This window comes from Nonomuraea thailandensis (assembly GCF_024172165.1).
In the GTDB taxonomy this organism is placed as follows: Bacteria; Actinomycetota; Actinomycetes; order Streptosporangiales; family Streptosporangiaceae; genus Nonomuraea; species Nonomuraea thailandensis.
In genome coordinates, this window is the sequence record NZ_JAMZEB010000002.1 from 8416246 (window position 1) to 8439796 (window position 23551).

23 protein-coding genes are annotated in these 23551 nt (G+C 71.1%); 14 read left to right on the top strand and 9 right to left on the bottom strand.

Translation table 11 applies throughout. The features are described from left to right. From HD597_RS42395 to HD597_RS42425, 7 genes are all read left to right on the top strand, one after another. Positions 1-990 (top strand): STM4015 family protein, encoded by a 990-nt coding sequence (locus HD597_RS42395; RefSeq protein ID WP_253750873.1) that lies wholly within the window; start codon positions 1-3, stop codon positions 988-990. Further along, positions 987-2033, top strand: coding sequence for an STM4014 family protein (locus HD597_RS42400; protein WP_308210796.1), 1047 nt, complete (start codon positions 987-989; stop codon positions 2031-2033). The genes HD597_RS42395 and HD597_RS42400 overlap by 4 nt, the downstream gene beginning before the upstream one ends. Next, positions 2030-2821 (top strand): STM4013/SEN3800 family hydrolase, encoded by a 792-nt coding sequence (locus HD597_RS42405; RefSeq protein ID WP_253750876.1) that lies wholly within the window; start codon positions 2030-2032, stop codon positions 2819-2821. The genes HD597_RS42400 and HD597_RS42405 overlap by 4 nt, the downstream gene beginning before the upstream one ends. Continuing rightward, positions 2808-4073 carry an STM4012 family radical SAM protein gene (locus tag HD597_RS42410; protein ID WP_253750880.1) on the top strand — a complete coding sequence of 422 codons (1266 nt, stop codon included), beginning with the start codon at positions 2808-2810 and terminating at the stop codon, positions 4071-4073. Before HD597_RS42405 ends, HD597_RS42410 begins: the two co-directional genes overlap by 14 nt. Next, complete coding sequence (locus tag HD597_RS42415) at positions 4067-4894, top strand: STM4011 family radical SAM protein (RefSeq protein ID WP_253750884.1); 828 nt, start codon at positions 4067-4069, stop codon at positions 4892-4894. Before HD597_RS42410 ends, HD597_RS42415 begins: the two co-directional genes overlap by 7 nt. 73 nt (positions 4895-4967) lie before the next feature. Next, positions 4968-5498 carry a SigE family RNA polymerase sigma factor gene (locus HD597_RS42420; RefSeq protein ID WP_253750887.1) on the top strand — a complete coding sequence of 177 codons (531 nt, stop codon included), beginning with the start codon at positions 4968-4970 and terminating at the stop codon, positions 5496-5498. Beyond that, entirely contained in the window at positions 5495-6685 is a 1191-nt protein-coding gene (locus HD597_RS42425) for a hypothetical protein (RefSeq protein ID WP_253750890.1), read from the top strand. Before HD597_RS42420 ends, HD597_RS42425 begins: the two co-directional genes overlap by 4 nt. A gap of 2 nt (positions 6686-6687) precedes the next feature. Here HD597_RS42425 and HD597_RS42430 read toward each other — a convergent pair whose 3' ends face one another. The 3 genes from HD597_RS42430 to HD597_RS42440 all read right to left on the bottom strand — a co-directional run bounded on the left by HD597_RS42430 (position 6688) and on the right by HD597_RS42440 (position 9744). Further along, positions 6688-7815, bottom strand: coding sequence for a DUF6745 domain-containing protein (locus tag HD597_RS42430; protein WP_253750893.1), 1128 nt, complete (start codon positions 7813-7815; stop codon positions 6688-6690). Then, positions 7815-8111, bottom strand: a complete 297-nt coding sequence (locus tag HD597_RS42435; protein WP_253750896.1) for a DUF8820 family protein — start codon at positions 8109-8111, stop codon at positions 7815-7817. The genes HD597_RS42430 and HD597_RS42435 overlap by 1 nt, the downstream gene beginning before the upstream one ends. A gap of 76 nt (positions 8112-8187) precedes the next feature. After that, on the bottom strand, positions 8188-9744 hold the full coding sequence (locus HD597_RS42440; RefSeq protein WP_253750899.1) for a DUF4434 domain-containing protein: 1557 nt from the start codon (positions 9742-9744) through the stop codon (positions 8188-8190). An 83-nt stretch (positions 9745-9827) separates the two neighbouring features. On the opposite strand from HD597_RS42440, the gene HD597_RS42445 reads away from it, so the two are divergent. The 7 genes from HD597_RS42445 (at position 9828) to HD597_RS42475 (ending at position 16795) form a co-directional block, all read left to right on the top strand. Beyond that, positions 9828-10652 carry an SDR family NAD(P)-dependent oxidoreductase gene (locus HD597_RS42445; RefSeq protein ID WP_253750902.1) on the top strand — a complete coding sequence of 275 codons (825 nt, stop codon included), beginning with the start codon at positions 9828-9830 and terminating at the stop codon, positions 10650-10652. 122 nt (positions 10653-10774) lie between these two features. Next, complete coding sequence (locus HD597_RS66190) at positions 10775-11875, top strand: ABC transporter ATP-binding protein (RefSeq protein ID WP_253750905.1); 1101 nt, start codon at positions 10775-10777, stop codon at positions 11873-11875. Continuing rightward, positions 11868-12962 (top strand): ABC transporter ATP-binding protein, encoded by a 1095-nt coding sequence (locus HD597_RS42455; protein WP_253750909.1) that lies wholly within the window; start codon positions 11868-11870, stop codon positions 12960-12962. The genes HD597_RS66190 and HD597_RS42455 overlap by 8 nt, the downstream gene beginning before the upstream one ends. Further along, the gene (locus HD597_RS42460) at positions 12959-13900 is read left to right on the top strand and encodes a carbohydrate ABC transporter permease (protein ID WP_253750912.1); all 942 of its coding nucleotides are present in this window, start codon (positions 12959-12961) and stop codon (positions 13898-13900) included. The genes HD597_RS42455 and HD597_RS42460 overlap by 4 nt, the downstream gene beginning before the upstream one ends. Before the next feature lie 5 nt (positions 13901-13905). Beyond that, complete coding sequence (locus HD597_RS42465; protein ID WP_253750915.1) at positions 13906-14715, top strand: carbohydrate ABC transporter permease; 810 nt, start codon at positions 13906-13908, stop codon at positions 14713-14715. 2 nt (positions 14716-14717) lie between these two features. Next, positions 14718-14993 (top strand): DUF2160 domain-containing protein, encoded by a 276-nt coding sequence (locus HD597_RS42470; protein WP_253750918.1) that lies wholly within the window; start codon positions 14718-14720, stop codon positions 14991-14993. A gap of 17 nt (positions 14994-15010) precedes the next feature. Beyond that, the gene (locus tag HD597_RS42475; RefSeq protein WP_253750921.1) at positions 15011-16795 is read left to right on the top strand and encodes an ABC transporter substrate-binding protein; all 1785 of its coding nucleotides are present in this window, start codon (positions 15011-15013) and stop codon (positions 16793-16795) included. Positions 16796-16848: 53 nt separating this feature from the next. Here the strand turns inward: HD597_RS42475 and HD597_RS42480 are convergent, their stop codons facing one another. From HD597_RS42480 to HD597_RS42505, 6 genes are all read right to left on the bottom strand, one after another. After that, a complete protein-coding gene (locus tag HD597_RS42480) occupies positions 16849-17943 on the bottom strand; it encodes a dienelactone hydrolase family protein (RefSeq protein ID WP_253750924.1) in 1095 nt (364 codons plus the stop codon). After that, positions 17933-19213: a Gfo/Idh/MocA family protein gene (locus tag HD597_RS42485; protein ID WP_253750928.1), complete on the bottom strand. Its 1281-nt coding sequence runs from the start codon at positions 19211-19213 to the stop codon at positions 17933-17935. Before HD597_RS42485 ends, HD597_RS42480 begins: the two co-directional genes overlap by 11 nt. 8 nt (positions 19214-19221) lie before the next feature. Beyond that, positions 19222-20511 (bottom strand): extracellular solute-binding protein, encoded by a 1290-nt coding sequence (locus HD597_RS42490; RefSeq protein ID WP_253750932.1) that lies wholly within the window; start codon positions 20509-20511, stop codon positions 19222-19224. A 43-nt stretch (positions 20512-20554) separates the two neighbouring features. Continuing rightward, a complete protein-coding gene (locus HD597_RS42495; RefSeq protein WP_253750935.1) occupies positions 20555-21421 on the bottom strand; it encodes a carbohydrate ABC transporter permease in 867 nt (288 codons plus the stop codon). Then, on the bottom strand, positions 21405-22367 hold the full coding sequence (locus HD597_RS42500) for a carbohydrate ABC transporter permease (RefSeq protein ID WP_253750938.1): 963 nt from the start codon (positions 22365-22367) through the stop codon (positions 21405-21407). Before HD597_RS42500 ends, HD597_RS42495 begins: the two co-directional genes overlap by 17 nt. A gap of 205 nt (positions 22368-22572) precedes the next feature. Continuing rightward, a complete protein-coding gene (locus tag HD597_RS42505) occupies positions 22573-23526 on the bottom strand; it encodes a LacI family DNA-binding transcriptional regulator (RefSeq protein WP_253750941.1) in 954 nt (317 codons plus the stop codon). Positions 23527-23551 lie beyond the last annotated feature (25 nt).

A 23551-nucleotide genomic window follows, 5' to 3' on the forward strand; every position in this document is an offset into this window, starting at 1 on the left:
ATGAATGATTTCCACACGGAGACGCCGGCCGGTCACCGCGAGCCGGGAGGCACGTTCCTCCTCGCCGGCTCCGGCTTCCACCATCGAATGTACTTCGCGGGCCTGCCGGTCCTCCAGGCCGGCGAGCTCACGGAGGAACCGCCCGAGCGGGTCGCCTGGCTGCTGCACGACGAGACCGGCTTCGGCACCGCCGAGGACGTGCGCGACACCGCCTTCCCGGACGAGCTCGACCAGCTGCTACGCGAAGTGGACCCCGCCCGGGTGACGGCCCTGGCGGTGACGGGCCATGGAGCCGGCAACGCGCCGCGGCTGCTGGCCGAGCACGCCGGGCGGCTGACCGCGCTGCGGGCGGTGTTCCTCGGGCTGGTCGACTCCGAGGATTGGGAGATCTCCTGGATCCGGCACGGCGACATCACGCCGCTGCTGGAGGCGTACCCGGAGCTGGAGCGGCTGGAGGTGCGCGGGTCGGCGGGCCTGGAGCTGCGGCCCGTCACCCACGAGCGCCTGAAGGTGCTGCGCTTCGAGTCCGGCGGGCTGCCCGGCACGGTGGTGCGGGCGGTCGGCGCGAGCACGTTCCCCGCGCTGGAGCACCTGGAGCTGTGGCTGGGCGAGGAGAACTACGGCGGCGACTCGACGCGCGGCGACCTCGACGGCATCCTGTCGGGCACCGGGCTGCCCGCGCTCAGGCGGCTCGGCCTGTGCGACAGCGAGCAGCAGGACGAGGTGGCCGCGGCCGTGGCCGCCGCTCCGGTGGTGAGCCGGCTGGAGGAGCTCAGCCTCGGCATGGGGACGCTCACGGACCGCGGCGCGGAGGCGCTGCTCAGCGGCCAGCCGCTGTCCCACTTGCGCGTGCTCGACCTGCGCCACCACTTCCTCACCGACGCCATGATGGCCCGCGTGCGGGACGCGCTGCCCCGGGTGACGGTCGATCTGGAGGAGCAGGACAGCCCCGAGGACGACGGCTGGATGTACGTGGCGGTGAGCGAGTGACGGTGCGCTTCGCCGTCGTGGGGACGCCGGGAGACCGGCGGGTCACGCTGTTCCGCGACGCCGTGGTCGCCCGCGGCCTCGCGGAGCCGTACGTGGTCGCCTGGCGGGACGTGCTGGCCGGGCGGGAGCTCGGCGCGCCCGAGGGGGCGCTGCTGCGGATCGACTCGCCCGGCGAGGACGCGCAGGCCGACGCGCTGCTGCGCGGGCCGGGCGACCCGGCGCGGGTCGGCGGGGGCGCCGCCTGGTACCGGGCGTTCACCGCCGGGCTGGAGCGGGTCGCGGCCATCCCCGGGGTGCGGTTGCTGGGGGACGTTGGCGAGATCGGGGTGATGTTCGACAAGCGGCGCTGTCATGCGGTGCTCTCGGCGGCCGGGGTGCCGGTGCCCGAGGGGTTCCCCGCGGGCTCGTACGAGGAGCTGCGCGACGGGATGGCGGCCCGCCGGTGGGCCCGCGTGTTCGTCAAGCCGGCCCACGGCTCCTCGGCCTCCGGTGTGATCGCCTTCCAGGCCCACGCGGGCCGCGTCCACGCCGTCACCTCGGCCACCTGGATGGGCGGCAGGTGGTGCAACTCGCTGCGGGTCAGGGCCGTGACCGACGAGGCGGAGGCGCGGCGGCTGGTGGACTTCCTGGCGCCCGACGGGCTGCACGTCGAGCAGTGGTTCCCCAAGGCGGCGAGCGGCGGGCGGGCGTTCGACCTCCGGGTGGTGACCGTGGCGGGGCGGCCCACGCACGCCGTCGTGCGCACCAGCCGCGGCCCCATGACGAACCTGCATCTCGGCGGGTCGCGCGGCGATCTGGAGACGGTCCGGGGGCGGCCCGGGCTGTGGGAGCGGGTGCTGGAGGCGGCCGCGGGGGCGGCCGGGTGCTTCCCGCGCAGCCTGAGCACGGGGGTGGACGTGATGGTCGGGTCGGACTGGCGGTCGGTGGCGGTGGCGGAGGTCAACGCGTTCGGGGACCTGCTGCCGAACTTGGGGGATTTTTCAGGACATGGGCGGGACACGTACGCCGAACAGGTCGAGGCGGTGCTGACCTCGTGGACATGAACGCCATCGTGGGCACCCACGACCTCCTCCTCGTCACGCTCGACACGCTGCGCTACGACGTGGCCGCCGCGCAGGCCGAGGCGGGGTTGCTGACCGGCCTGCTGCCACCGGGCGCCCGCTGGGAGCGGCGGCACAGCCCCGGCAGCTTCACCTACGCCGCCCACGCCGCCGTCTTCGCCGGCTTCCTGCCCACGCCCGTCACCCCGGGCCCGCACCCCCGGCTGTTCGCGGCCACGTTCCCCGGCAGCGAGACGACGGCGCCGGGCACGTGGGTGTTCGACGCGCCGGACCTGCCGGCGGGGCTGGCGCGGGCGGGCTACCACACGGTGTGCATCGGCGGCGTCGGGTTCTTCAACAAGCGCACCCCGCTCGGGTCGGCGCTGCCCGGCCTGTTCGCCGAGAGCCACTGGGAGCCGGAGTTCGGCGTGACGGACCCCGCCTCGCTGGAGCACCAGATCGACCGCGCAGCCGAGGTGCTGGCACGCGTGCCCGGCCCGGTCTTCCTCTTCGTCAACGTCTCGGCCCTGCACCAGCCGAACCACTTCTACCTGCCGGGGGCCACCGGCGACTCCCTGGACAGCCACGCCGCCGCCCTGCGCTACGTGGACCGGCACATCGGGCGGCTCTACGCGCTCATGCGCCGCCGCCGTCCCTGCCTGGCCATCGTCTGCTCCGACCACGGCACCGCGTACGGCGAGGACGGGCACGTCGGCCACCGGATCGGCCACGAGGTGGTCTGGACGGTCCCCTACACCCATTTCGTCCTGGAGAGCCATGCGGCCGTATGAGAGTTACGTCTACGCCTACCCGCACAAGACCGCGTACCGGCCGCTCGACCCGCGCCCGCGACTGAAGGAGGTCTGGTCGGGCGAACGGCCCGGCGCCCTGTACGTGCACATCCCGTTCTGCGAGATGCGCTGCGGCTTCTGCAACCTGTTCACCCGCACCGGCGCGCCCGAGGAGCTGGTCACGGCCTACCTCGACGCCCTCGAACGGCAGGCCGAGCAGGTACGCGAGGCGCTGCAGGAGACCGGCTTCGCCACGGCGGCGTTCGGCGGGGGCACGCCGACGTACCTCGGCGCCCGGGAGCTGACCCGCCTGTTCGACCTGACCGAGCGCACGATGGGCGTGGACCTGGCGCGGATCCCGCTGTCGGTGGAGACCTCCCCCGCCACCGCCACGCCCGACCGCCTGTCGGTGCTGGCCGAGCGGGGCACGTCGCGGGTCTCGATCGGCGTGCAGAGCTTCGTGCCCGAGGAGGCCCGTTCGGCCGTCCGCCCGCAGAAGCGCGCCGAGGTGGACGCGGCGCTGGACACGATCAGGGCGTCGGGCGTGCCCGTGCTGAACATCGACCTGATCTACGGCATCGACGGCCAGACGCCGCGGTCGTGGCTGTACTCGCTGGACACGGCGCTCGGCTGGCGGCCCGAGGAGCTCTACCTCTACCCGCTGTACGTCCGGCCGCTGACCGGGCTCGGCAAGCAGGGCCGGGCGTGGGACGACCAGCGGCTGGAGCTCTACAGGACGGGGCGCGACCATCTGCTGGCGGCCGGGTACGAGCAGGTGTCGATGCGCATGTTCCGCCTGCCCGGCACGTCCGGCTCCACCGATTACTGCTGCCAGAGCGACGGCATGGTCGGGCTGGGCTGCGGCGCGCGGTCGTACACCGGCGCCCTGCACTACTCCTTCGACTACGCCGTCGGCGCCCGGCACGTGCGCTCGATCATCGACGAGTACGTGGCCGAGACGGACTTCGGCACCGCGAACGTGGGGTTCGTCCTCTCCCCCGACGAGAGCAGGCGGCGGCACCTGCTCCAGTCGCTGCTGCAGGCCGAGGGCATGTCACGCGGCCTGTACGCCGAGAGGTTCGGCAGCGACGTCCTGGACGACTTCCCCCTGGGCTCCTTCGCGGACCGGCTGACGATCACGGACTCGACCGTGGCGCTGACCCCGGAGGGGCTGGCGTACTCGGACGCGATCGGCCCCGCCCTGTTCTCGCCGCGGGTCCGGGCGCTCATGGACGGATACGAGGCATGCTGACCATCCTCTACCGCGGCCCCCTGGCGAGCTGCGACTACGACTGCGCCTACTGCCCGTTCGCCAAGCGCCGCGACACGCCCGAACAGCTCCGCGCCGACCGGGCCGCGCTGGAGCGGTTCACGGCCTGGGCGGCGGGGCGGGACTTCGAGGTCTCGATCCTGTTCACGCCGTGGGGCGAGGGGCTGGTCAGATCGTGGTACCGCCGGGCTCTCGTGGAGCTCTCCCGGCTGCCGCACGTGGCGAAGGTGGCGATCCAGACGAACCTGAGCTGCCGTACGGACTGGCTGTCCGAGGCGTCGGAGCGGGCGGCGCTGTGGGTGACCTACCACCCGACGCAGGTCCCGTACGAGCGGTTCCTGGACAAGGTCCGCTCGCTCCCGGTCCGGCACAGCGTCGGCGTCGTCGGCGACCCCGCCCACCTGCCGCACGCGCGGCGGCTGCGGGCCGACCTGCCGCCGGAGACGTACGTGTGGATCAACGCCGAGGAGGGCCGCCTCTACACCGACGCCGAGGCCGCCGAGTGGGCCGCCATCGACCCCCTCTTCTCCTACAGCCGCTTCCCGCACGCCAGCGCGGGCCTGCCCTGCCGCACCGGCGACAGCGTGATCTCGGTGAACGGGGACGGCACGGTCCGCCGCTGCCACTTCATCCCCGAGGTGCTGGGCAACCTGTACGACGGCTCCTACCGCCCGGCCCTGCGCCCCCGCCCCTGTCCGGCGGCCTCCTGCGACTGCCACATCGGCTACGTGCACCTGGAGCCACTGGGCCTCTACGACGTCTTCACCGGCGGCGTCCTGGAGCGGGTCCCCCACCTGCCGTGATCCTCGGCTGAATCACGATCGGACCGAACCTTTCGAGCCGTCACCGGCGTCGGTACGGGCGAGAGGAGTCGCGTTGGATCGCAATGACAGCTTCCGCGAGTTCGTCGCGGGCCATCAGCAGGCGCTGATGCGCACCGCGCACCTGCTCACGGGCGATGCGCACCAGGCCGAGGACCTGCTGCAGAGCGCGCTGCTGAAGGTGCTGCGGCGCTGGTCCAGGCTGTCGTGCGTGGAGCACCCCGAGGCGTACGCGCGCAAGGCGCTGGTGAACCAGTACATCTCGTGGCGGCGGCTGCGCAGGACGGGGGCCGAGCTGTCCAGCGCCGCGCCGCCCGAGCGGCCGTACTCGAGCGAGGACGCCACGATCGTCCGGGTCGTCATGCGGCAGGCGTTGATGCGGCTGCCGCCCCGGCAGCGGGCGGTGATCGTGCTGCGTTACTACGAGGACCGCACGGAACGTGAGACCGCCGAGCTGCTGAGCTGCTCGGTCGGGACGGTGAAGAGCCAGGCCCACTACGCGCTGGCCCGGTTACGCGAGCTGGCGCCCGAGCTGGCGCCGCGGCTCGCCGAGTTGGAGACCGACGTCCGGGAGGGACAGCGATGACCTGGCTACGGGACGTGCTCGTCGACCTGGCCGAGGACTCTCCCCAGGTGGATCTGGCCGAGCGCACGATCATGATCAGGGACAGGCGGCGGCGGACGGCGATCTCGCTGGTCGCGGCGGCCATGGTGGTGGTCACGGCGCTGGGCGCGACGGTGGCCGCGCGGCTGCTGCCGCCCGGGCCCGACGACGCCGCCTCGGTGAGCGACCTGCCGGCGAAGGGGGTGGGGCCGTTGAGTCACGCGGTCAGGACGTACTGCCGGCCGGAGAGCGGCCGTGCGCCCGAGGACTGCCGGGACGGGGAGTGGCGGCTGTTCGCGCGGGACGGCAGGACGTATCGCGTGCCGGACGCGCTGCCCAGCCTCGTGCCCGGCCGGACCGGCCTGAGTGACAGCCCGCTGGCGATCAGCCGCGACGGCGGCAAGATCGCCTACTACGGCGCCGCGGAGGAGACGTTCGTGGTCCGCGACCTGGCCTCGGGCAGGCGCACCGCCGCTCCCGCGAAGGTGCCGAGGGAGTGGCTGTACAGCAGGACCCGCCTGATGCTCTCCGCCGACGGCCGCTACGTCATCTTCATGAAGAACCCGCAGTTCAAGGACCCCGGGCTGATCTTCGACCTGCGGGCGGGGGCCGTGCGCGAGCTGCCCAACGGCTGGGTCCCCGCCGGCCTGTCAGCGGACGGCGGCACCCTCACGCTCTCCCAGTACTCGCCCAGGTCGATGCTGCGCACCATCCCGAGGTTGTGGACGACCTCGGGCAACGGCACCTCGATCACGCTGGCGCAGAACTACGAGTTCAGCCCGCTGGCCCCCGACGGGCGCGGCATCGCCGCCGTCGAGAGGTACTTCGCCCGCGGCTTCCCCTGCCCCCGGCTGGGCAACCTGGTCGTGCTGGACGCCCGCACCGGCGTGAAGCTCGGGTCCGTCATCGTGCAGGGCCTGGACGCGGGCGTCACCAGCCTCTCGCTGCGCACGTGGCTCGGGCCTCAGGAGGTGACGGCGCTGGCCGAGTCCGTCCCGTGCAACGTGGGGGCCTACCACGAGGGGCCCGACGAGGAGGCCGAGCAGCTCGACCCGCCTTACCGGACGCTGACCGCCTACGCCGTGAACGTCGGGACCGGCCGGGCCAGGAAGCTCACCACGTACACGGCGCAGGACTTCTTCGAGATCGTCCTGCCCGGGGCGGTGTGAGGTCAGGTCTCGCGCTGCGGCCGGTAGTCGTCCTCGGCGAGCCCGAAGGTCCACGCCACGCCCTCGCGTGCCCGCCGCACCCACGGCGGCACCCGCAGGAAGTAGGTACGGCGGGTGCCGTCGGGCTCGGGCGTGGAGTTGACCACCTCCACCATGGACAGCGGCTCGTCGCCGGGCAGCTCGATCCGCCACAACACGCCGGTCTCGTCGGACTGGACCGGCTGCGCGCCCGACTCGGCCAGGTAGCGGTCGAGGCCGAAGTGCTCCAGCATGGCGCGGCGCAGCTCGGCGTTGGGCTCCGAGCGGATGCGCTCGGGGGTGAGCGCGGTCATCGTGGCCCCGAACTCGGGCGGGACGGGCATGCCGTGCCAGGCGTGCAGGGCGAACCCGTCGGCGTACGACAGGGCGGGGCCGTCGGCGCGGTGCAGCCGGCCGAGGTCGTCGAGGTGCAGCTCGACGGGCCGCTCGGTGACGATGGCGAGCCGCTCGTACGGCCACCACCAGCCCGCCCGCTCCGCCACCCGCTTGAGCCCGTCGAGCCCGTCGAACGCCGACAGCCAGGGCGCGTCGTGCTGCCCGAGCACGGCGTCGAGCGTCACCCGCCGCAGGCTCTCGCCGAACCGCTCGGCCTCCAGGTCGGTGTCCGTGTCGAGGCCCGTGTCGAGGCCGGTGTCGAGGCCCGTGCCGAGGGCGGCGCCCCGCTCGGCGATGGCGCGGCGCAGGTCGCCGACCAGCCGTTCGGCCTGCGGCCACAGCCGCCCGCCGGTCTCGGCCCAGAGCTGCGCCCAGCCCGCGTGCCCCAGCTCGGCGTACGCGGCCGCCCTGGCCCGCTCCCACGGCGCGGTGCGGACGGCGTCGCGCACCGGCCGCCCGGGATCGGCGCTCTCCAGCCCGAGCCCGTCAGGGACGAGCTCGTCGGTGCCGAGCCCCGCCCGCTCCAGCCCCACGCGCATCTCCAGGCCGCCGGTCAGCCAGGCCGCCACGACCGCTCCGGCCAGCGGCGACGACAGCTTCAGCACCCGCTCGGGCTCGGCCAGCCCCGCCTCCCGGTACGCCTGCCGCACGGCCGCCTCGGCGCCCTCGCCGGGCCCGGTGGCGACGGTGACCCGCTCCCACGTCGCGGTCGTCATCAGTCGGCCACCACCCGGTAGGAGCCCGGCACGTACTCGCGCTGCCTGACCACGCGGTACCAGCCCTTCGGCAGCGAGATCGCGTCGTGCTCCTCGTGCACGAGCCTGCCGCCCTCGGGCAGGTGCAGGAAGCCGCGCGACAGCGTGCCGGGGCCGGGGACGGCGTGGCAGTGCCCGGTGGCCTCGCCGTGCGCCAGCACGAGCCGGCCGCGGGCGTCACGCGGCTCGGACCGCAGCCCGCCGGGAACGGACTCCTCGGGGACGGGCACGATCAGGATGTCGCCCTGTCGGTACATCGACCAACCTCCATCGATCGGGGGGATGACCGGAAAACTAGCGGCGGGCACCGACAGAAACGGGCCTGCCGCCGTTTCAGCGCTCCGCGCGGATCGCGTAGCCGCTCGTGCTGGAGTGACCGGCCGCGTTCGTGGCCGTGACGGAGGTCCACGGCCAGGCGTACGGGACCCAGGCGGACTCCAGGCGCCCCCGGGTGTACGACTCCTGCGCGACCACGGCCCCGCCGGGCTCGAACCGCAGGGTGCCGCCCCGCAGGTGGTAGCCCTCGACGAGCACGCCGGGCCGCCCGCCCCGCTCCTCCGCCCGCGCGCCGACGATGATCGGCTGCTGCCACCCGGCCGCGATGTCGTCGGCCAGCGACGGCGTGTCGTAGCGGGCCTGGCAGGTGAAGAAGGGGTCCCACCCGTAGGAGATGATCTTCACGGGGTGCGGCCCCGACGCCATCACCTGCTGGTCGAGCCGGGCCTTCGTGGTGCGCCCGCGCGGCGGCAGCGGGTCGGCCCTGCCGCACTCGCCCTCGGCCGGGGTGGGCTCGAAGCCCTCGACGTTCACCCACAGCTCGGCCCCGTCGGGCACCCGCCGGGCGGCGGCCTCGACGTACGCGCTGGTGGGCCCGTAGTACGCCTGCGCGTTGGTCACCTCGCCCACGACGGGCACCAGCCGCGGCGCCACCCTGGCCCCGCCCTCCTGTGGCCCGTGCACCGGCACCTTGCCGGTGCCGCGCCCGTCCTGCACGGCGACCGCGATGGGCAGGCCGGCCCGCGTGCCCGCGATGTCGGCCAGCCCCTCCTCGACCTGCGACGGCGGGAACCCGCGGCCCCGCCGCGCGTCGATGTACGGGCTGACCACGATCTTCTTGCCGGGCAGCGCGGCGGCGACCACGGCGTGCTGGGCGGCGTACAGGGAGATGATCGGATCCCGCTCCGCCCGCGCCCGCATGGCCAGCTCGAACGACTGGTACACCCCGCCGAACGCGGACAGCCCCGCGAAGCGCGCCCGGTAGTCGGCCAGCACCCGGGCCGTGAACGCGTTGAGCGCGGCGGTGTGGGCGGCGTCGGGCTCCCACGGCTTGTCCTCGCGCTGCGAGGCGGCGGGCAGGCCGGGGAAGACGGTCATGCCGTACGCGCTCGCCTCCCGCATGAGGTTGCCCAGCCCGTCGCCGTCGGTGGCGACGAGCACGAGGTCGTGCTCGGCGGCGGCGCACGACTCGGCCAGCGTCAGCCGGTAGAAGGTGCGCTCGCCGCCGATCCGCCGGTCGATGCCGGGGCAGCGCAGCATGCCCTGCCCGAACTCCTCGCTGGTCATGTACGTGTAGACCTGGCGGACGCGCACGCCGGGCACCTCGGCGCAGGGCCTGCCGTCCGCGAGGCAGTCGGGGAAGTCGGGGTCCCGGCGCGCGTTGAACCGGGGCCCGAAGGTGATCAGCGTGTCGCCGCCGATCGCGTGGACGGCCTCGACCATGCGCTGGGTGACGCACCGGTCGGCGCGCGGGATCACCCAGTAGCCGGTGACCGCGTAGGGGGCCACGACCCTGGTGTCACGCGCCGGGCACTCCTCCGGCTCGGGATCGTCGGGAATGACCATGCCCACCACGAAGGCGACCGCCACGATCAGCCACAGAACCCGGTGCACCCACACCCCTTCCACGCCCGGCCTCCAGACTACGCGGCGACCCCGGCGCGGACCGTCACGATCCGGTCGCGGAGAATGACATCATGCGTATCGATCTCAGCGGCAGGACCGCGCTGGTCACGGGCTCGACCCAGGGAATCGGGGCGGCCATCGCCACCGGGCTGGCGCGGGCGGGGGCCCGCGTGGGCGTCAACGGCCGCGGCGAGGGCTCGGTGGCCGCGGCCATCGAGCGGATGGACGACGAGCGCATCGAGGCCGAGCGGACCTCGGGCGAGCGGCTGCACTACGACCTGGTCGCCGCGCCGGGCGACGTCTCGACGGAGGAGGGCTGCCGGCGGGTCGGGCAGATGCTCCCGCACGTGGACATCCTGGTGAACAACCTGGGCATCTTCGGCGCCAGGCCCGCGCTGGAGATCGACGACGACGAGTGGCGGCGGTACTTCGAGGTCAACGTGCTGGCCGCGGTCCGGCTGACGCGGGCGTACCTGCCGGGGATGCGCGAGCGCGGCTGGGGCCGGATCCAGTACATCGCCAGCGACTCCGCCGTCGTCATCCCGCACGAGATGATCCACTACGGCATGACGAAGACCGCGTTGCTGGCGGTCTCGCGAGGGTTCGCCAAGGAGGCCGCGGGCAGCGGCGTCACGGTCAACTCCGTGATCGCGGGGCCGACGCACACCGGGGGCGTGGAGGAGTTCGTCCACCAGCTCGTGGACAGCGAGCTGCCGTGGGAGGAGGCGCAGCGGGAGTTCATGCGGCTGCACCGCCCGCAGTCGCTGCTCCAGCGCCTGATCGAGCCCGAGGAGATCGCGAACCTGGTGGTCTACCTGAGCTCTCCCCTGGCCTCCGCGACGACGGGCGCGGCGGTGCGGGTGGACGGCGGGTACGTCGACTCGATCCTCCCCTGACCAGGGGCTACGGAAATGCGTTGACAACAAACGCACCATAGTCAACAAATGCCTCACAAGCCCTCTTTGCAGGCCCATACAGATCATGTTAGAAGGGAGGGAAGCAGAGAGGACCGGGCACAGTGACGGTGATTCTCGACGGCATCTCCGTACGGCAGCGCGGAGAGACCTGGCTCGACGCCATAAACCTCGAATTATCCGACGGATTGACCACCCTCATCGGCCCGATGTCGGCGGGAAAGACGACGTTGATGCGCGTCGTCGCCGGATTGCTGACGCCCGATTCAGGGCGCGTGCTGGTCGGCGGGGAAGACGTCACGAAAATCTCGGTGCGAAAACGTTCGGTCGCTTTCGTCTATCAGCAATTCATCAATTATCCCTCGCTGACCGTCTACGAGAACATCGCCTCCCCGCTCCGCCTCGACCCCCGTTTCCGCCGCGACGGCCTGGACCGGCGCGTGCGCGAGGTGGCCGAGCTCATGGGCATCGCCGGCCTGCTGGACCGCCGGCCGGCCGAGCTGTCGGGCGGGCAGCAGCAGCGCACCGCCATCGCCCGCGCCCTGGCCCGCCCCGTGGACGTGCTGCTGCTCGACGAGCCCCTGGCCAACCTGGACTTCAAGCTGCGCGAGCAGTTGCGCGCCGACCTCAAGACGATGTTCGCCGGCTCACCGGGCGTGGTGCTCTACTCCACCGCCGACCCGAACGAGGCGCTGACGTTCGCCGCGCCGACCGTGGTGCTGGGCGAGGGCCGGGTGCAGCAGGTCGGCGACGTCGCCGCCATGTACGCGCACCCGCCCACCCTCGCCGTGGCCGCCACGCTCAGCGACCCGCCGCTCAACCTGCTGCCCGGCGTCGTCCGCGACGGCCGGATCGAGCTGCTCGGCACGTCCTTCCCGGCCCCCCGCGCCCACTCCGCCGGCCACACGGTCATGCTCGGCATCCGCCCCCACCAGGTGACGATCGAGCGCGACGGCCCCGGCGCGCTGGAGCTGCCCGCCGAGATCAGGCTCGCGGAGGTGACGGGCAGCGCCACGTTCCTGCACCTGCTCCTGGAGGGCGGCCGCCACCTGGTCGCCCACCTGCCGGGCACCCAGCTCTTCACGCCCGGCGAGCGCGCGGTCGCCTACGTGGACCCCGCGCACGTGTTCGTCTTCGACGAGGCGGGCGGGTCAGGGGGCCGGCTGCTCGCCACCAGCGCCGCGGAGGTGGACCTGCATGGCTGACATCCGGCTGGAGGGCGTGGGCCACAGCTACGACGGCGGCCGGACGTGGGCGGTCAAGCCGACGACGTGGACGTGGCGCGGCTCGCGGGCGTACGCGCTGCTGGGCCCCAGCGGCTGCGGCAAGACGACGCTGCTGAACATCATCTCCGGCCTGATCACGCCCACCGAGGGCCGCGTCTTCTTCGACGACCGCGACGTCACGGGCGTGCCCACCGCGGGCCGCAACATCGCGCAGGTCTTCCAGTTCCCCGTCCTGTACGAGGAGATGTCGGTCTACGACAACCTCGCCTTCCCCCTCAGGAACAGGAAGGTGCCCAAGCAGGAGGTGGACCGGCGGGTCCGCGAGGTCTCCCGGCTGCTCGGCCTCGACCAGGTGCTGGGCCGCAGGTCCCGCCGGCTGGACGCGGGCCGCCAGCAGATCGTCAGCCTGGGCCGCGGCCTGGTCCGCTCCCAGGTCGCCGCCGTCCTGCTCGACGAGCCGCTGACCGTGGTGGACCCGGCGCTGAAGTGGACGCTGCGCAGCAAGCTCAAGGAGATCCACCGCGACACCGGCCACACGCTGGTCTACGTCACCCACGACCAGACGGAGGCGCTGACGTTCGCCGACGAGGTGGTGGTGCTCAACGAAGGGGCGATCGTGCAGGCCGGCGAGCCGTCGGAGCTGTTCCTGTCGCCGTCGCACGAGTTCGTCGGCCACTTCATCGGCTCGCCCGGGATGAACATGCTGCCCGCCGAGATCGCCGGCGACGTCGTCCGCGTCGGGCGGGAGGAGGTGGGCACGGTCAGGGAGCCGCTGCCGCCGGGCCCCGTACGCATCGGGGTGCGGCCCGAGTTCGTGCGCATCACCCCGGCGGGCGCCTCCCCCGGCGTGACCGCCCGGGTGACCGGGATCGACCGCATGGGCGCGTACGACCTGGTCCACGCCACCGCCAGCGAGCACCGGCTGATCGCCAAGACCGAGGCGGGCTGCTCCTACCGGCCGGACGCGGTCGAGTTCCTGCACTTCCCCGCCGACCGCACGTTCCTGTTCCGCGACCAGGTCAGGTGCGGCTCGCTCGCGCCGCTGAACGGAAGGGGGCAGGCGTGAGCGTCGCAGGCAGCCAGGTGAGCGGCGAGCTCGTCACCAAGGAGACGCCCGCGGAGGAGGAGCAGCCGCGCGCCCCGCTCAAGCGCAGGAACAACCGGGCCTGGTGGCTGGTGCTGCCGGTCGTGGTGTCGGTGGCGTTCACCGCGGTGATCCCGCTGATGACCGTGGTCAACTTCTCCGTGCAGGACGTCTTCAGCCCCGTCGACCGGGTCTTCGTCGGCCTGGAGTGGTTCCAGACGATCTCCCGCGACCCCGAGGTGCGCGCGGCGCTGGTGCGCACGCTGCTGTTCTCCGCGCAGGTGCTGCTGCTGGAGATCCCGCTGGGCGTGGCGCTGGCCGTGGTGATGCCGCGCAGGGGTGTGTGGGTGTCGGTGGCGCTGGTGCTGGTCGCGCTGCCGCTGCTCATCCCGTGGAACGTGGTCGGCACGATCTGGCAGATCTTCGCCCGCGGCGACATCGGCCTGGGCGGCTGGACGGTCAACAACGTGCTCGGCATCAACTTCAACTACACGCTGGACTCGACGGACGCCTGGATCACGGTCCTGGTCATGGACGTGTGGCACTGGACGCCGCTGGTGGCGCTGCTGGCGTACGCGGGGCTGCGCTCGATCCCCGAGCCGTACTTCCAGGCCGCGCAGATCGACGCCGCCTCGGCGTGGGCCACCTTCCGGCACATCCAGCTCCCCCGGCTGCGCGGGGTGCTGACGATCGCGATCCTGCTCAGGTTCATGGACAGCTTCATGATCTACACCGAGCCGTTCGTGGTGACGGGCGGCGGGCCCGGCAACGCGACCTCGTTCCTCAGCATCCTGCTGTCGAAGATCGCGGTCGGCCAGTTCGACGTGGGGCCGGCGGCGGCGTTCTCGCTGCTCTACTTCCTCATCGTGCAGGTCTTCTGCTACGTCTTCTTCACCGTGCTCACCAGGTCGGGGAGGTGAGCGAGGTGACCAAGAGGCTGCCCTGGGCGCGCACGGTCTTCTGGCTGTACGTGGCCACGCTCATGCTGCCGCTGCTGTGGATGTTCGGCATGTCGATCCGGCCGAACGAGGACATCCTCGGCACTTTCTCGCTGGTGCCGCAGCGCGTGACGTTCGACAACTACGCCACATTCTTCAGCGACTCGGCGTGGTATTCGAGCTATCTGAACTCCATCGTCTACACCTCGCTGAACGCCGTGATGTCGCTGATCGTGGCACTGCCCGCGGCATACGCGTTCTCGCGGTTCCGATTCGCCGGCGACAAGCACCTCTTCTTCTGGCTGCTGACCAATCGCATGGCCCCGCCGGCGGTTTTCCTGCTGCCGTTCTTCCAGATTTACCAGAGCGTCGGCCTGTTCGACACGCATCTCGGCGTGGCCATCGCGCACATGCTGTTCAACGTCCCGCTCGCGGTGTGGATCCTCGAAGGATTCATGTCCGGAATTCCGCGGGAAATAGACGAGACCGCGGCGATCGACGGCTATTCGCTGCCGCGGTTCTTCATCCGGATCTTCCTGCCGATGATCCGCTCGGCGATCGGCGTGACGCTGTTCTTCTGCTTCATGTTCAGCTGGGTCGAGCTGCTGATCGCCAGGACGATCACCTCGGTGGACGCCAAGCCGATCGCCGCCACGATGACGCGGACCGTGAGCGCGGCGGGGGTGGACTGGGGCCTGCTGGCCACGGCGGGCGTGCTCACCATCGTGCCCGGCGCCGTCGTCATCTGGTTCGTGCGCAACTACATCGCCAAGGGCTTCGCGCTGGGGAGGGTCTAGCGATGCTCGACTGGATGGTCTGGACCGTCCCCACGGCCCTGGTGTTCGCCGGGCTGGCCCTCCTGCTGGTCGTCATGGCGGTCTGGGCGCGCATCTCCCCGCCCGTGGCCAGGCGCGGGTTCCTGCGCATCGAGACCGATCGCGGCGACCGGCTCTACATCGGCCTGATCAGCGCCGCCGTCGTGCTGGCCGGCTGGATCGCGATCACCGACCTGTCCATGTGGCTCGCGCTCGGCTGCGCGCTGCTCGTGGCGGTCGTGATCGGCATATGGGGTTAACAGAAGAGGAGCAGGCGATGAGGCATCGGACACGCAGATCCGTGGCCGCCGGTCTGGCCGCGGTCGCCCTCATAGCGGCCGGATGCACGCAGGGCGCGCAGAAGCCGGCGAGCGACTTCAAGGAGGCCGACGGCAAGGCCGCGGCCCAGAGGTGGGTGTCGCAGGAGTTCACCCCGAGCACGCTGAGCAAGGAGCAGCAGCTCGCCGAGATGGACTGGTTCATCAAGGCCGCGGCGCCGTACCGGGGCATGCAGATCAACGTGGTCTCCGAGACGATCACCACGCACGAGTACGAGTCGCAGCAGCTCGCCAAGGCGTTCACCGAGATCACCGGGGTCAGGATCAAGCACGACCTGATCCAGGAGGGCGACGTCGTCGAGAAGCTCCAGACGCAGATCCAGGGCAACCAGAACATCTACGACGCCTACGTCAACGACTCCGACCTCATCGGCACCCACTCGCGCGGCGACTACGTGGTGCCGCTGTCGGACTACATGGCCGGCGAGGGCAGGAACGTCACCTCGCCCACCCTCGACCTGAACGACTTCATCGGCATCAGCTTCACCACCGGCCCGGACAAGAAGGTCTACCAGCTCCCCGACCAGCAGTTCGCCAACCTCTACTGGTTCCGCTACGACTGGTTCACCGACCCGGAGATCAAGAAGCAGTTCAAGGACGCGTACGGCTACGACCTCGGCGTCCCGGTCAACTGGGCGGCCTACGAGGACATCGCCGACTTCTTCACCAGCAAGGTCAACGGCAACGGCACCATCGACGGCAAGAAGGTCTACGGCCACATGGACTACGGCCGCAAGGACCCGTCGCTCGGCTGGCGCTTCACCGACGCCTGGCTGTCGATGGCCGGCAACGGCGACCCCGGCATCCCCAACGGCCTGCCGGTGGACGACTGGGGCATCAGGGTGGAGAACTGCCGCCCGGTCGGCTCCTCGGTCACCCGAGGCGGCGACACCAACGGCCCCGCCGCGGTCTACGCGCTGACCAAGTACGTGGACTGGCTGAAGAAGTACGCGCCCCGCGAGGCGGCGGGCATGAACTTCAGCGAGGCCGGCCCCGTGCCCGCGCAGGGCAACATCGCCCAGCAGATCTTCTGGTACACCTCGTTCACGGCCGACATGACGAAGGAGGGCCTGCCGGTCGTCAACAGCGACGGCACGCCCAAGTGGCGCATCGCGCCGAGCCCGCACGGCTCGTACTGGAAGACCGGCAACAAGCTGGGTTACCAGGACGCCGGCTCGTGGACGCTGCTCAAGAGCACGCCGCAGGATCGCAGGGCGGCGGCCTGGCTGTACGCGCAGTTCGTCACCTCGAAGACGGTGTCGCTGAAGAAGTCGATCGTCGGGCTGACGTTCATCCGCGACTCCGACGTCAAGAGCCGGTACTTCGCCGACAACGCCGAGAAGTACGGCGGCCTGATCGAGTTCTACAACTCGCCCGCCCGCAAGCAGTGGACGCCGACCGGCACGAACGTGCCCGACTACCCGAAGCTGGCCCAGCTCTGGTGGCAGAACGTGGCCACCGCGGTGACCGGCGAGACCACGCCGCAGCAGTCGATGGACAACCTGGCCAGGCAGCAGGACGAGATCCTGTCCCGGCTGGAGCGGCTCTCGCAGCAGCGGGAGGGGTACGGCGGCCAGTGCGCGCCCAAGCTGAACCAGGAGCGTGACGCCCAGTACTGGTACGACCAGCCGGGCGCCCCGGCGCCGAAGCTGGCCGACGAGCGCGGCAAGCCGGAGACGCTCGACTACGACAAGCTGATCGCCACCTGGAAGCAGGGCGACTGACCGCCCCGGCGATCGGATGCCGCCGCCCGTGGCAGGAGACGGGCGGCGGCCGGCTAGACGGGCGGCGGCTGGACCCTGAGGCCGGCCGCCAGCCAGTCGAAGGCCCGCTCCTGCATGGGCACGTCGAAGCTGTGCGGCACCTCGGCGAAGACGGCCGCGTAGCTCTCGGGGGCGTCGCGGTAGCGCTCGCCGATGATGGCGTGGGCGCGCAGCATGCCCGCCTCGGGGAACAGCTCGTCGCGCATCGCGTACTGGACCATGAGCGGTTCGGGGGCGCGGGCGGCCATGAGGTCCGGATAGTCGCCCAGCCGCGGCAGGCCCGGCGGCCAGAGCATCCAGGTGTGCCGCTCGACGTGCCCGTCCAGCATGTCCCGGTAGGAGGAGGCCATCGCGGCGACGACGACCGCCCGCATCCGCGGGTCGAACGCGCCGAGCAGCGCCGCCCGCAGCCCGCCGCCCGACAGGCCGGCGCAGCCGACCGGGCCGACGTCGGGGCGCGAGCGCAGGTAGGCCGCCGCCGCCAGGTCCTCGCCGGCGACGACGCCCGTGAAGGAGGTGCCGAGCGCCGCGCAGTGCTTGGCCACGACGTGCTCGTGCGCCTTGGCCGCCCGGTCGTACCGGTCGGCCTCGCTGAGGGGTGCGTCCGGGGCGTCCCCACGGTCGTCCACCCCGGACGACCCCTCAGCGGTCTCCAGCGGGAAGCGGCGGCTGCCCCACACGAACACGTCGTGCGCCAGCACCACGAAGCCCCTCCGGGCCAGCGCGTTGGCGAAGGCCCGGCCGCCGTAGATGGCGTCGCGCAGCCGCCGCACCTCTGGCGACGGCCCCTCCGGGCCGTCGGCGATCTTCTCCTTGCCCGCCCACTTCATCCCGGCGTGGCAGTGCAGCGCCACCACCCCGGGCAGCGGCCCGTCCGCGTCGCGCGGCTTGAGCAGGTACGCCCGCGTGCGCGGCCCGAACCCCACCGACCACGACAGCTCCTCGCCGTGCAGGTCGCCGTCGGTCCAGGTCCGCTCGACGCGCACGCCGGCGGCTTCCAGGTCGATGACCCCGATGGCCTCCCGGGCCGCCACGCGCAGCTCGGGCCCGGGCAGCACCGGGTAGAGCCCGCGTTGCGCGGCGGCGATCCCGGCCAGCTCAGAGAACACGCGTGCCGTCGTCGGCCAGGCGCACGGGCGCCCCGCTGCGCGCGGACACGGTGGCCGCGTGGCCGGTCAGCACGCTGCGGATGCCGTCGCGGTAGCCGGCCTGGCGGGCCAGCGGGTCGTCGCCCGGGCCGCGGAAGACGTCGTTCAGCAGCAGGCGGTCGCCGCCGCCGTGCCCACCGGCCCCCGACTCGATGGGCACCTCCTCCGGCTCGCTCCAGTGCCGGCGCAGCAGCAGCCGCTCCGACGAGCCGGTCGCGTGCTCCTTGGAGGCCGCGCTGGGATCGACGGCGGCGTGCGGGGGCGTCCACTCCCGCTCCACCACGTCCAGCTCCAGCCGCCCCGCCGTGCCGTTGAAGGCCACCCGGTACCCCTCCCAGGGGGCGTGGGCGTGCAGCGAGTACGTCAGGACCGCGCGGTTGGCATAGCGCACCATGACCGACATGTTGTCGTCGATGTCGATGCCCTCGCCGAAGACGTCCTGGTCGCGGACGTAGCCGTCCTCGTGCTCGGCGTCCAGGTAGAGCCGCTTGAGCCGCTCGTCCCTGGAGATGTCCAGCAGGAACGGGTCCGTGCCGAGCCCCGGCGCGCCGTGGGCGCGCTCGGGGCGGCCGGTCAGGCCCCGCTTCGTGGCGTTCTCGGCGCCGTAGAAGCGCAGGTCGGTCTGGGCGAAGACGAGCTCGGGCGCCGCGCCCAGCCACCAGTTGACCAGGTCGAAGTGGTGGGTGGACTTGTGCACGAGCAGCCCGCCGGAGCGGGCCCGCTCGCGGTGCCAGCGGCGGAAGTAGTCGGCGCCGTGGATGGTGTCGAGCATCCACTCGAAGTGCACGGAGGTGACCTCGCCGATGGCGCCCTCCTGGAGGATGCGGCGCACGGCGGAGTTGCGGGGCGAGTACCGGTAGTTGAAGGTGACGATCAGCTTGCCGGTGCCGCGCTCCGCGGCGGCCGCGATGGCCGCGCAGCCGTCGGCGTCGGTCGTGAGCGGTTTCTCCACGATGACGTCGAGGCCCGCGTCGAGCGCCGCGCACACGTATCCCGCGTGCGCGGCGTCGACGGTGGTGACGATGACCGCGTCGGCGAGCTCGAGCACCTTGCCGAACTCATCGGGGGCGAAGCACGGCACCGGCCGGCCGATCCGCTCGACGTAGTAGTCCATGCGGGTCCGGTTGGTGTCGCACAGGGCGACGATGGTGCCGGTGTCGCGCCACTCCCCGAGCAGCGCGTCGACGTACATCTGCGCGCGGTGCCCGAGCCCGACGAACGCGTACTTCATGCCTCTCCTCAGCCCGCGATGGAGGCGTTGGCCTCCGTGATGAACTTCTGCGCGGCGTCCTCCGGGGTCTGGCGGCCGAACATGACCTCCTCCGAGTAACGCGTGAGGATCTCCTCCATGGCGCTGGCGCCCTTCGGCGGGGCGGCCGGCGGGTCGGTCAGCTCACCCTTGGCCTCCTCCAGGAAGGCCAGCGTCTTCTGGTCGGCCTCGGGAAGCTTGTCCCGGACCGCCGCGAGCACCTTGGAGCTGGCCGGCAGGCCGCGGTCGCTCAGGATGATCGCGCCCGCCTCCGGGTCGTTGATCATGAAGTCGATGAACTTCGCGGCCTCGGCGGCGTGCTCGCTCTTGGAGGAGGCGCTGTAGAACATGGCCGGCTGGGTGAACATGCCGCCCGTGGTGGCGCCCTTGATCTTCGGCATCCGCAGCAGGTCCAGCTGCTGGCCCGACGCCTTGCTGGCCGCGCCGAGCTGGTTGCTCCACCACATGCCCATGGCGCCGGTGTTGGTGCCGATCAGCGACTGGTCGATGCTGGTGGCGCCGATCTCGGCGCTCTTGGCGGCCTCGGGGGCGCCCTTGCCCTTGATCAGGTTCTGCATGATCCCCCACCACTCGGTGATGGTCTGGGGCGACACGCCGAGCTTGTTGCCGTTGTAGAACGGCTCGCCCTTCTGCGCGGCGTAGATCTGCAGGTAGGCGGGGTTCCAGCTGAGCTGCGTACCGGTGATCTTGCCGCCGCCGCCGGCGGTGATCTTGTTGGACAGCTCGACGTACTCCTCCCACGTCCACGTCTTGTCGTCGGGGAGCGTGGCCTTGGCCTGCTCGACCAGGCCCTTGTTGACGATCAGGGAGAAGGCGTTGACGCCGGTGGGGATGGCGTACTGCTTGCTGTCGATGGCGCCGGTGGCCAGGACCTTGGCGTCGACGTCGGCGGTGTTGACCTTGCCGGTCAGGTCGGCGAGGGTGCCGCGGTCGGCGTACTCGCGCAGGCCGCGGATCTCCAGGCTGATGACGTCCGGCGCGTCGCTGCCCGCGACCTTCGTGGAGAGCGTCTCGTAGTAGCTCGCGAAGTCGGAGAACTCGCCTTCCACGTCGATGTTCGGGTTCTTGGCCTCGAACTTCTTCATGGCCTCTTCGGTCATCTTCTGCCGAGCGTCGCTGCCCCAGTAGGAGAAGCGCAGCTTGATCTTGCCGTCGGCGGTCTGTCCGCCGCCGTCGCCGCCACTGCCGCAGGCCGCGGTCACCGCCAGCACAGCGGTGGCGAGCAGGGCCGCCGACCACATCTTCTTGCCAGAGCTCACGGCTCTACCTCCTATGGGTGTTCACTGTTGGGGGGTGGAGGATCTACTTCAGGCCCGTGGTGGCGACACCACGGATCAGGTATTTCTGGCCGGCCAGGAAGAACCCGAAGATGGGGCCGAGCGCGATGATCGACATGGCGAACATCGGGCCCCACGACGAATCGCTGCTGGCGTCCAGGAACGTGCGCAACGCTACCGGTACGGTGAAGTTGTCGGGATTGTTGAGGTACAGGAGCTGGCTGAGGAAGTCGTTCCACGTCCAGATGAACGTGAAGATCGCGGTCGTGGCCAGCGCCGGCATGCACAGCGGCATGACGACCCTGATGAAGATCCGCCAGTAGCCGGCGCCGTCGATCTCCGCCGCCTCGTCCAGCTCCCGGGGCAGGGTGCGGATGAACTGCACCATGAGGAAGATGAAGAACGCGTCGGTGGCCAGGATCTTCGGCATGACCAGCGGCCAGATCGTGTTGATCAGGTCGAGCTCGGAGAACATGATGTACTGCGGCACGATCGTCACGTGGTGCGGCAGCATGATCGTGCCCAGCATGATCGCGAACCAGAACGACTTGAGCGGGAAGCTCAGCCGGGCGAAGGCGTAGGCGGCCAGCGAGCAGGCCACCAGGTTCGCCACCACCGAGATGCCGGTGACGACCGCGGAGTTCCACAGGTAGTAGCCAAAGGGGTGCTTGAGCGCGTACCAGCCGTCGGTGTAGTTCTCCAGCGTCACCTGGCTGGGCCACAGGCCCGGCTCGCGGAAGATGAGCTCCTCCGGCTTGAGGGAGCTGGAGATCATCCACAGCAGGGGATAGAGCATGACCAGGCCGAAGCCGATCAGCAGGATGTGCTTGGCCACCCGCCCGCCCCTGAACGGGCGGAACAGGACCGGAACCGGCCTACTTGGTGTCGCCATAGAAGACCCAATACTTGGAAGCGAGGAAGTTCACCCCGGTGAGGGCGGCGATGATGATCAGCAGGACCCACGCCATCGCGGCGGCGTAGCCCATGTCGTAGTTCTTGAAGCCCTCTAGGTAGAGGTAGAGCGTGTAGAACAGCGTGGAGTCGGCGGGGCCGCCCTTTCCACCGCTGACGATGAACGCCTGCGTGAACGACTGGAACGACTTGATGAGCTCCAGCACGAGGTTGAAGAAGATGATCGGCGTCAGCAGCGGCAGCGTGATCGACCGGAACTGCCGCCACACGCCGGCGCCGTCCACGGAGGCCGCCTCGTAGTAGCTGGCGGGGATCTGCCGGAGGCCGGCCAGGAAGATGATCATCGGTGCGCCGAACGTCCACACGTGCAGGAGGATCAGCGTGCCCAGCGCGTAGTCGGGGTGGCCCACCCAGCCCTGCCCCTCGATGCCGAAGATCCCCAGCACCGCGTTCACCAGGCCGTCGGCGCCGAAGACCTTGCGCCACAGGATCGCGATCGCGACGCTGCCGCCCAGCAGCGAGGGCAGGTAGAAGATCGAGCGGTAGAACGACAGGCCGCGCAGCCCCCGGTCGAGCACCAGGGCGAGGGCGAGGGCGAAGGCGAGCTGCATCGGGACCGAGACGACCACGTAGATCGTGGTCACCTTCAGCGAGTTCAGGAACCTCGGGTCCTCGGTGAACATCTTGACGTAGTTGTCGAACCCGACCCACTGGGCCTCCTCCAGGAGGCTGTAGTCGGTGAACGACAGGTAGAGGGAGGCGAAGATCGGACCGATCGTGATGACGAGCAGCCCGACGAACCATGGGGCCAGGAAGAGGTAGGCGGCCCGTGCCTCCCGGCGGGACCGTTTCGTGGAGCGATGACCGCCGCGGGCGGGTGGCTGCACCGCACGCTTGGGTTTCACCGCCACCGAAACTTCAGTCATCACGGACCTTCCGGCGAGAAGTGAATGGATAGCGCTTTCCTATAGCTGGCGGGAAAGTTACGTCAACCCTTTGCAGGCGTTACATAGCCGTTACCGATATATCGCCACGGCGTTTGCCCAGCTAGCACGCGTGCCCGCCCAATAAGTCTGATGAATTACGATCCGGTTTAGTACAACCGTTTGCAGACGCAGAGCTATCACGGAACTACCGCGGAGCTGCGGTGGAGTCCCTGATCACGAGGCGCGTCTCCAGCGAGGTGGTGGCGCTCACCTCCTGGATGAGCAGATCCACCGCGAGCCGCCCCGCCGCGGCCGTCGGCATGGCCACGGTGGTGAGCTTCGGACGGTTCAGCCGGCCGGGCACGATGTCGTCTATCCCGACCACGCTCATGTCCTCGGGCACGCTCATCCCGAGGTCGCCGAGCCCCTCGATGAGCCCGATGGCCACCAGGTCGTTGTAGGCCAGCACGCCCGTCACCCCGGAGTCGCGCACCCGGCCCGCCGCGGCGAACCCGCCGCGCTCGGTGGGCGCGTTCGGGCCGATGACGACGAGCTCCACGCCCGGCACCTGCTCGGCCGCCGTACGGATCTCCGCGCTCGTCCACGACCCGGCGGGCCCCGACACCAGCGCGACCCGCCGGTGCCCCAGCCCGGCCAGATGCTCGACGGCCAGCCTCGCCCCGTGCCCGACGTCCATCAGGACCGTGGCCGCGCCGCGCAGCCGCCGGTTGATCACCACGAACGGCACCCGCTCGGCCAGCCGTTCCAGCGCCTTGTTCGACGAGCGCGGGCTGCACAGCACCACGCCGTCCACCTGTTTGGAGAAGGCCTGGATCAGCTCCTCCTCGGCCGCCGGCTCCTCGTCCGTGTCGGCCACGAACAGGTGGTAGTCGCGCTGGCGGGCCGCCGAGTGCGCCGCCTTGATCAGCGGCGGGAAGAACGGGTTGGCGATGTCGGCCACAATGAGGCCCAGATTGTGGGTACGCCCGGTCGTGAGCGCCCTGGCCGCCCGGTTCGGCCGGTAGCCGAGCTCCTCGGCCACGGTGAGCACCCTGGTGCGGGTGGCGGCGTTCACCATGTGCGGCGCGGAGAACGTCCGGGACACCGTCGACACATGCACGCCGGAGGCCCTGGCCACATCACGAATCGTCACTGTCACAGTCGCACACCCTAACGCAACCGCT

What these genes read in the sequence shown, in the direction of transcription:
- HD597_RS42395 (WP_253750873.1), top strand. Translation starts at nt 1, where the DNA reads ATGAATGATTTCCACACGGAGACGCCGGCCGGTCACCGCGAGCCGGGA.
- HD597_RS42405 (WP_253750876.1), top strand. Translation starts at nt 2,030, where the DNA reads ATGAACGCCATCGTGGGCACCCACGACCTCCTCCTCGTCACGCTCGAC.
- HD597_RS42410 (WP_253750880.1), top strand. Translation starts at nt 2,808, where the DNA reads ATGCGGCCGTATGAGAGTTACGTCTACGCCTACCCGCACAAGACCGCG.
- HD597_RS42415 (WP_253750884.1), top strand. Translation starts at nt 4,067, where the DNA reads ATGCTGACCATCCTCTACCGCGGCCCCCTGGCGAGCTGCGACTACGAC.
- HD597_RS42425 (WP_253750890.1), top strand. Translation starts at nt 5,495, where the DNA reads ATGACCTGGCTACGGGACGTGCTCGTCGACCTGGCCGAGGACTCTCCC.
- HD597_RS42430 (WP_253750893.1), bottom strand. Translation starts at nt 7,815, where the DNA reads ATGACGACCGCGACGTGGGAGCGGGTCACCGTCGCCACCGGGCCCGGC.
- HD597_RS42435 (WP_253750896.1), bottom strand. Translation starts at nt 8,111, where the DNA reads ATGTACCGACAGGGCGACATCCTGATCGTGCCCGTCCCCGAGGAGTCC.
- HD597_RS42445 (WP_253750902.1), top strand. Translation starts at nt 9,828, where the DNA reads ATGCGTATCGATCTCAGCGGCAGGACCGCGCTGGTCACGGGCTCGACC.
- HD597_RS42455 (WP_253750909.1), top strand. Translation starts at nt 11,868, where the DNA reads ATGGCTGACATCCGGCTGGAGGGCGTGGGCCACAGCTACGACGGCGGC.
- HD597_RS42470 (WP_253750918.1), top strand. Translation starts at nt 14,718, where the DNA reads ATGCTCGACTGGATGGTCTGGACCGTCCCCACGGCCCTGGTGTTCGCC.
- HD597_RS42475 (WP_253750921.1), top strand. Translation starts at nt 15,011, where the DNA reads ATGAGGCATCGGACACGCAGATCCGTGGCCGCCGGTCTGGCCGCGGTC.
- HD597_RS42485 (WP_253750928.1), bottom strand. Translation starts at nt 19,213, where the DNA reads ATGAAGTACGCGTTCGTCGGGCTCGGGCACCGCGCGCAGATGTACGTC.
- HD597_RS42495 (WP_253750935.1), bottom strand. Translation starts at nt 21,421, where the DNA reads ATGGCGACACCAAGTAGGCCGGTTCCGGTCCTGTTCCGCCCGTTCAGG.
- HD597_RS42500 (WP_253750938.1), bottom strand. Translation starts at nt 22,367, where the DNA reads ATGACTGAAGTTTCGGTGGCGGTGAAACCCAAGCGTGCGGTGCAGCCA.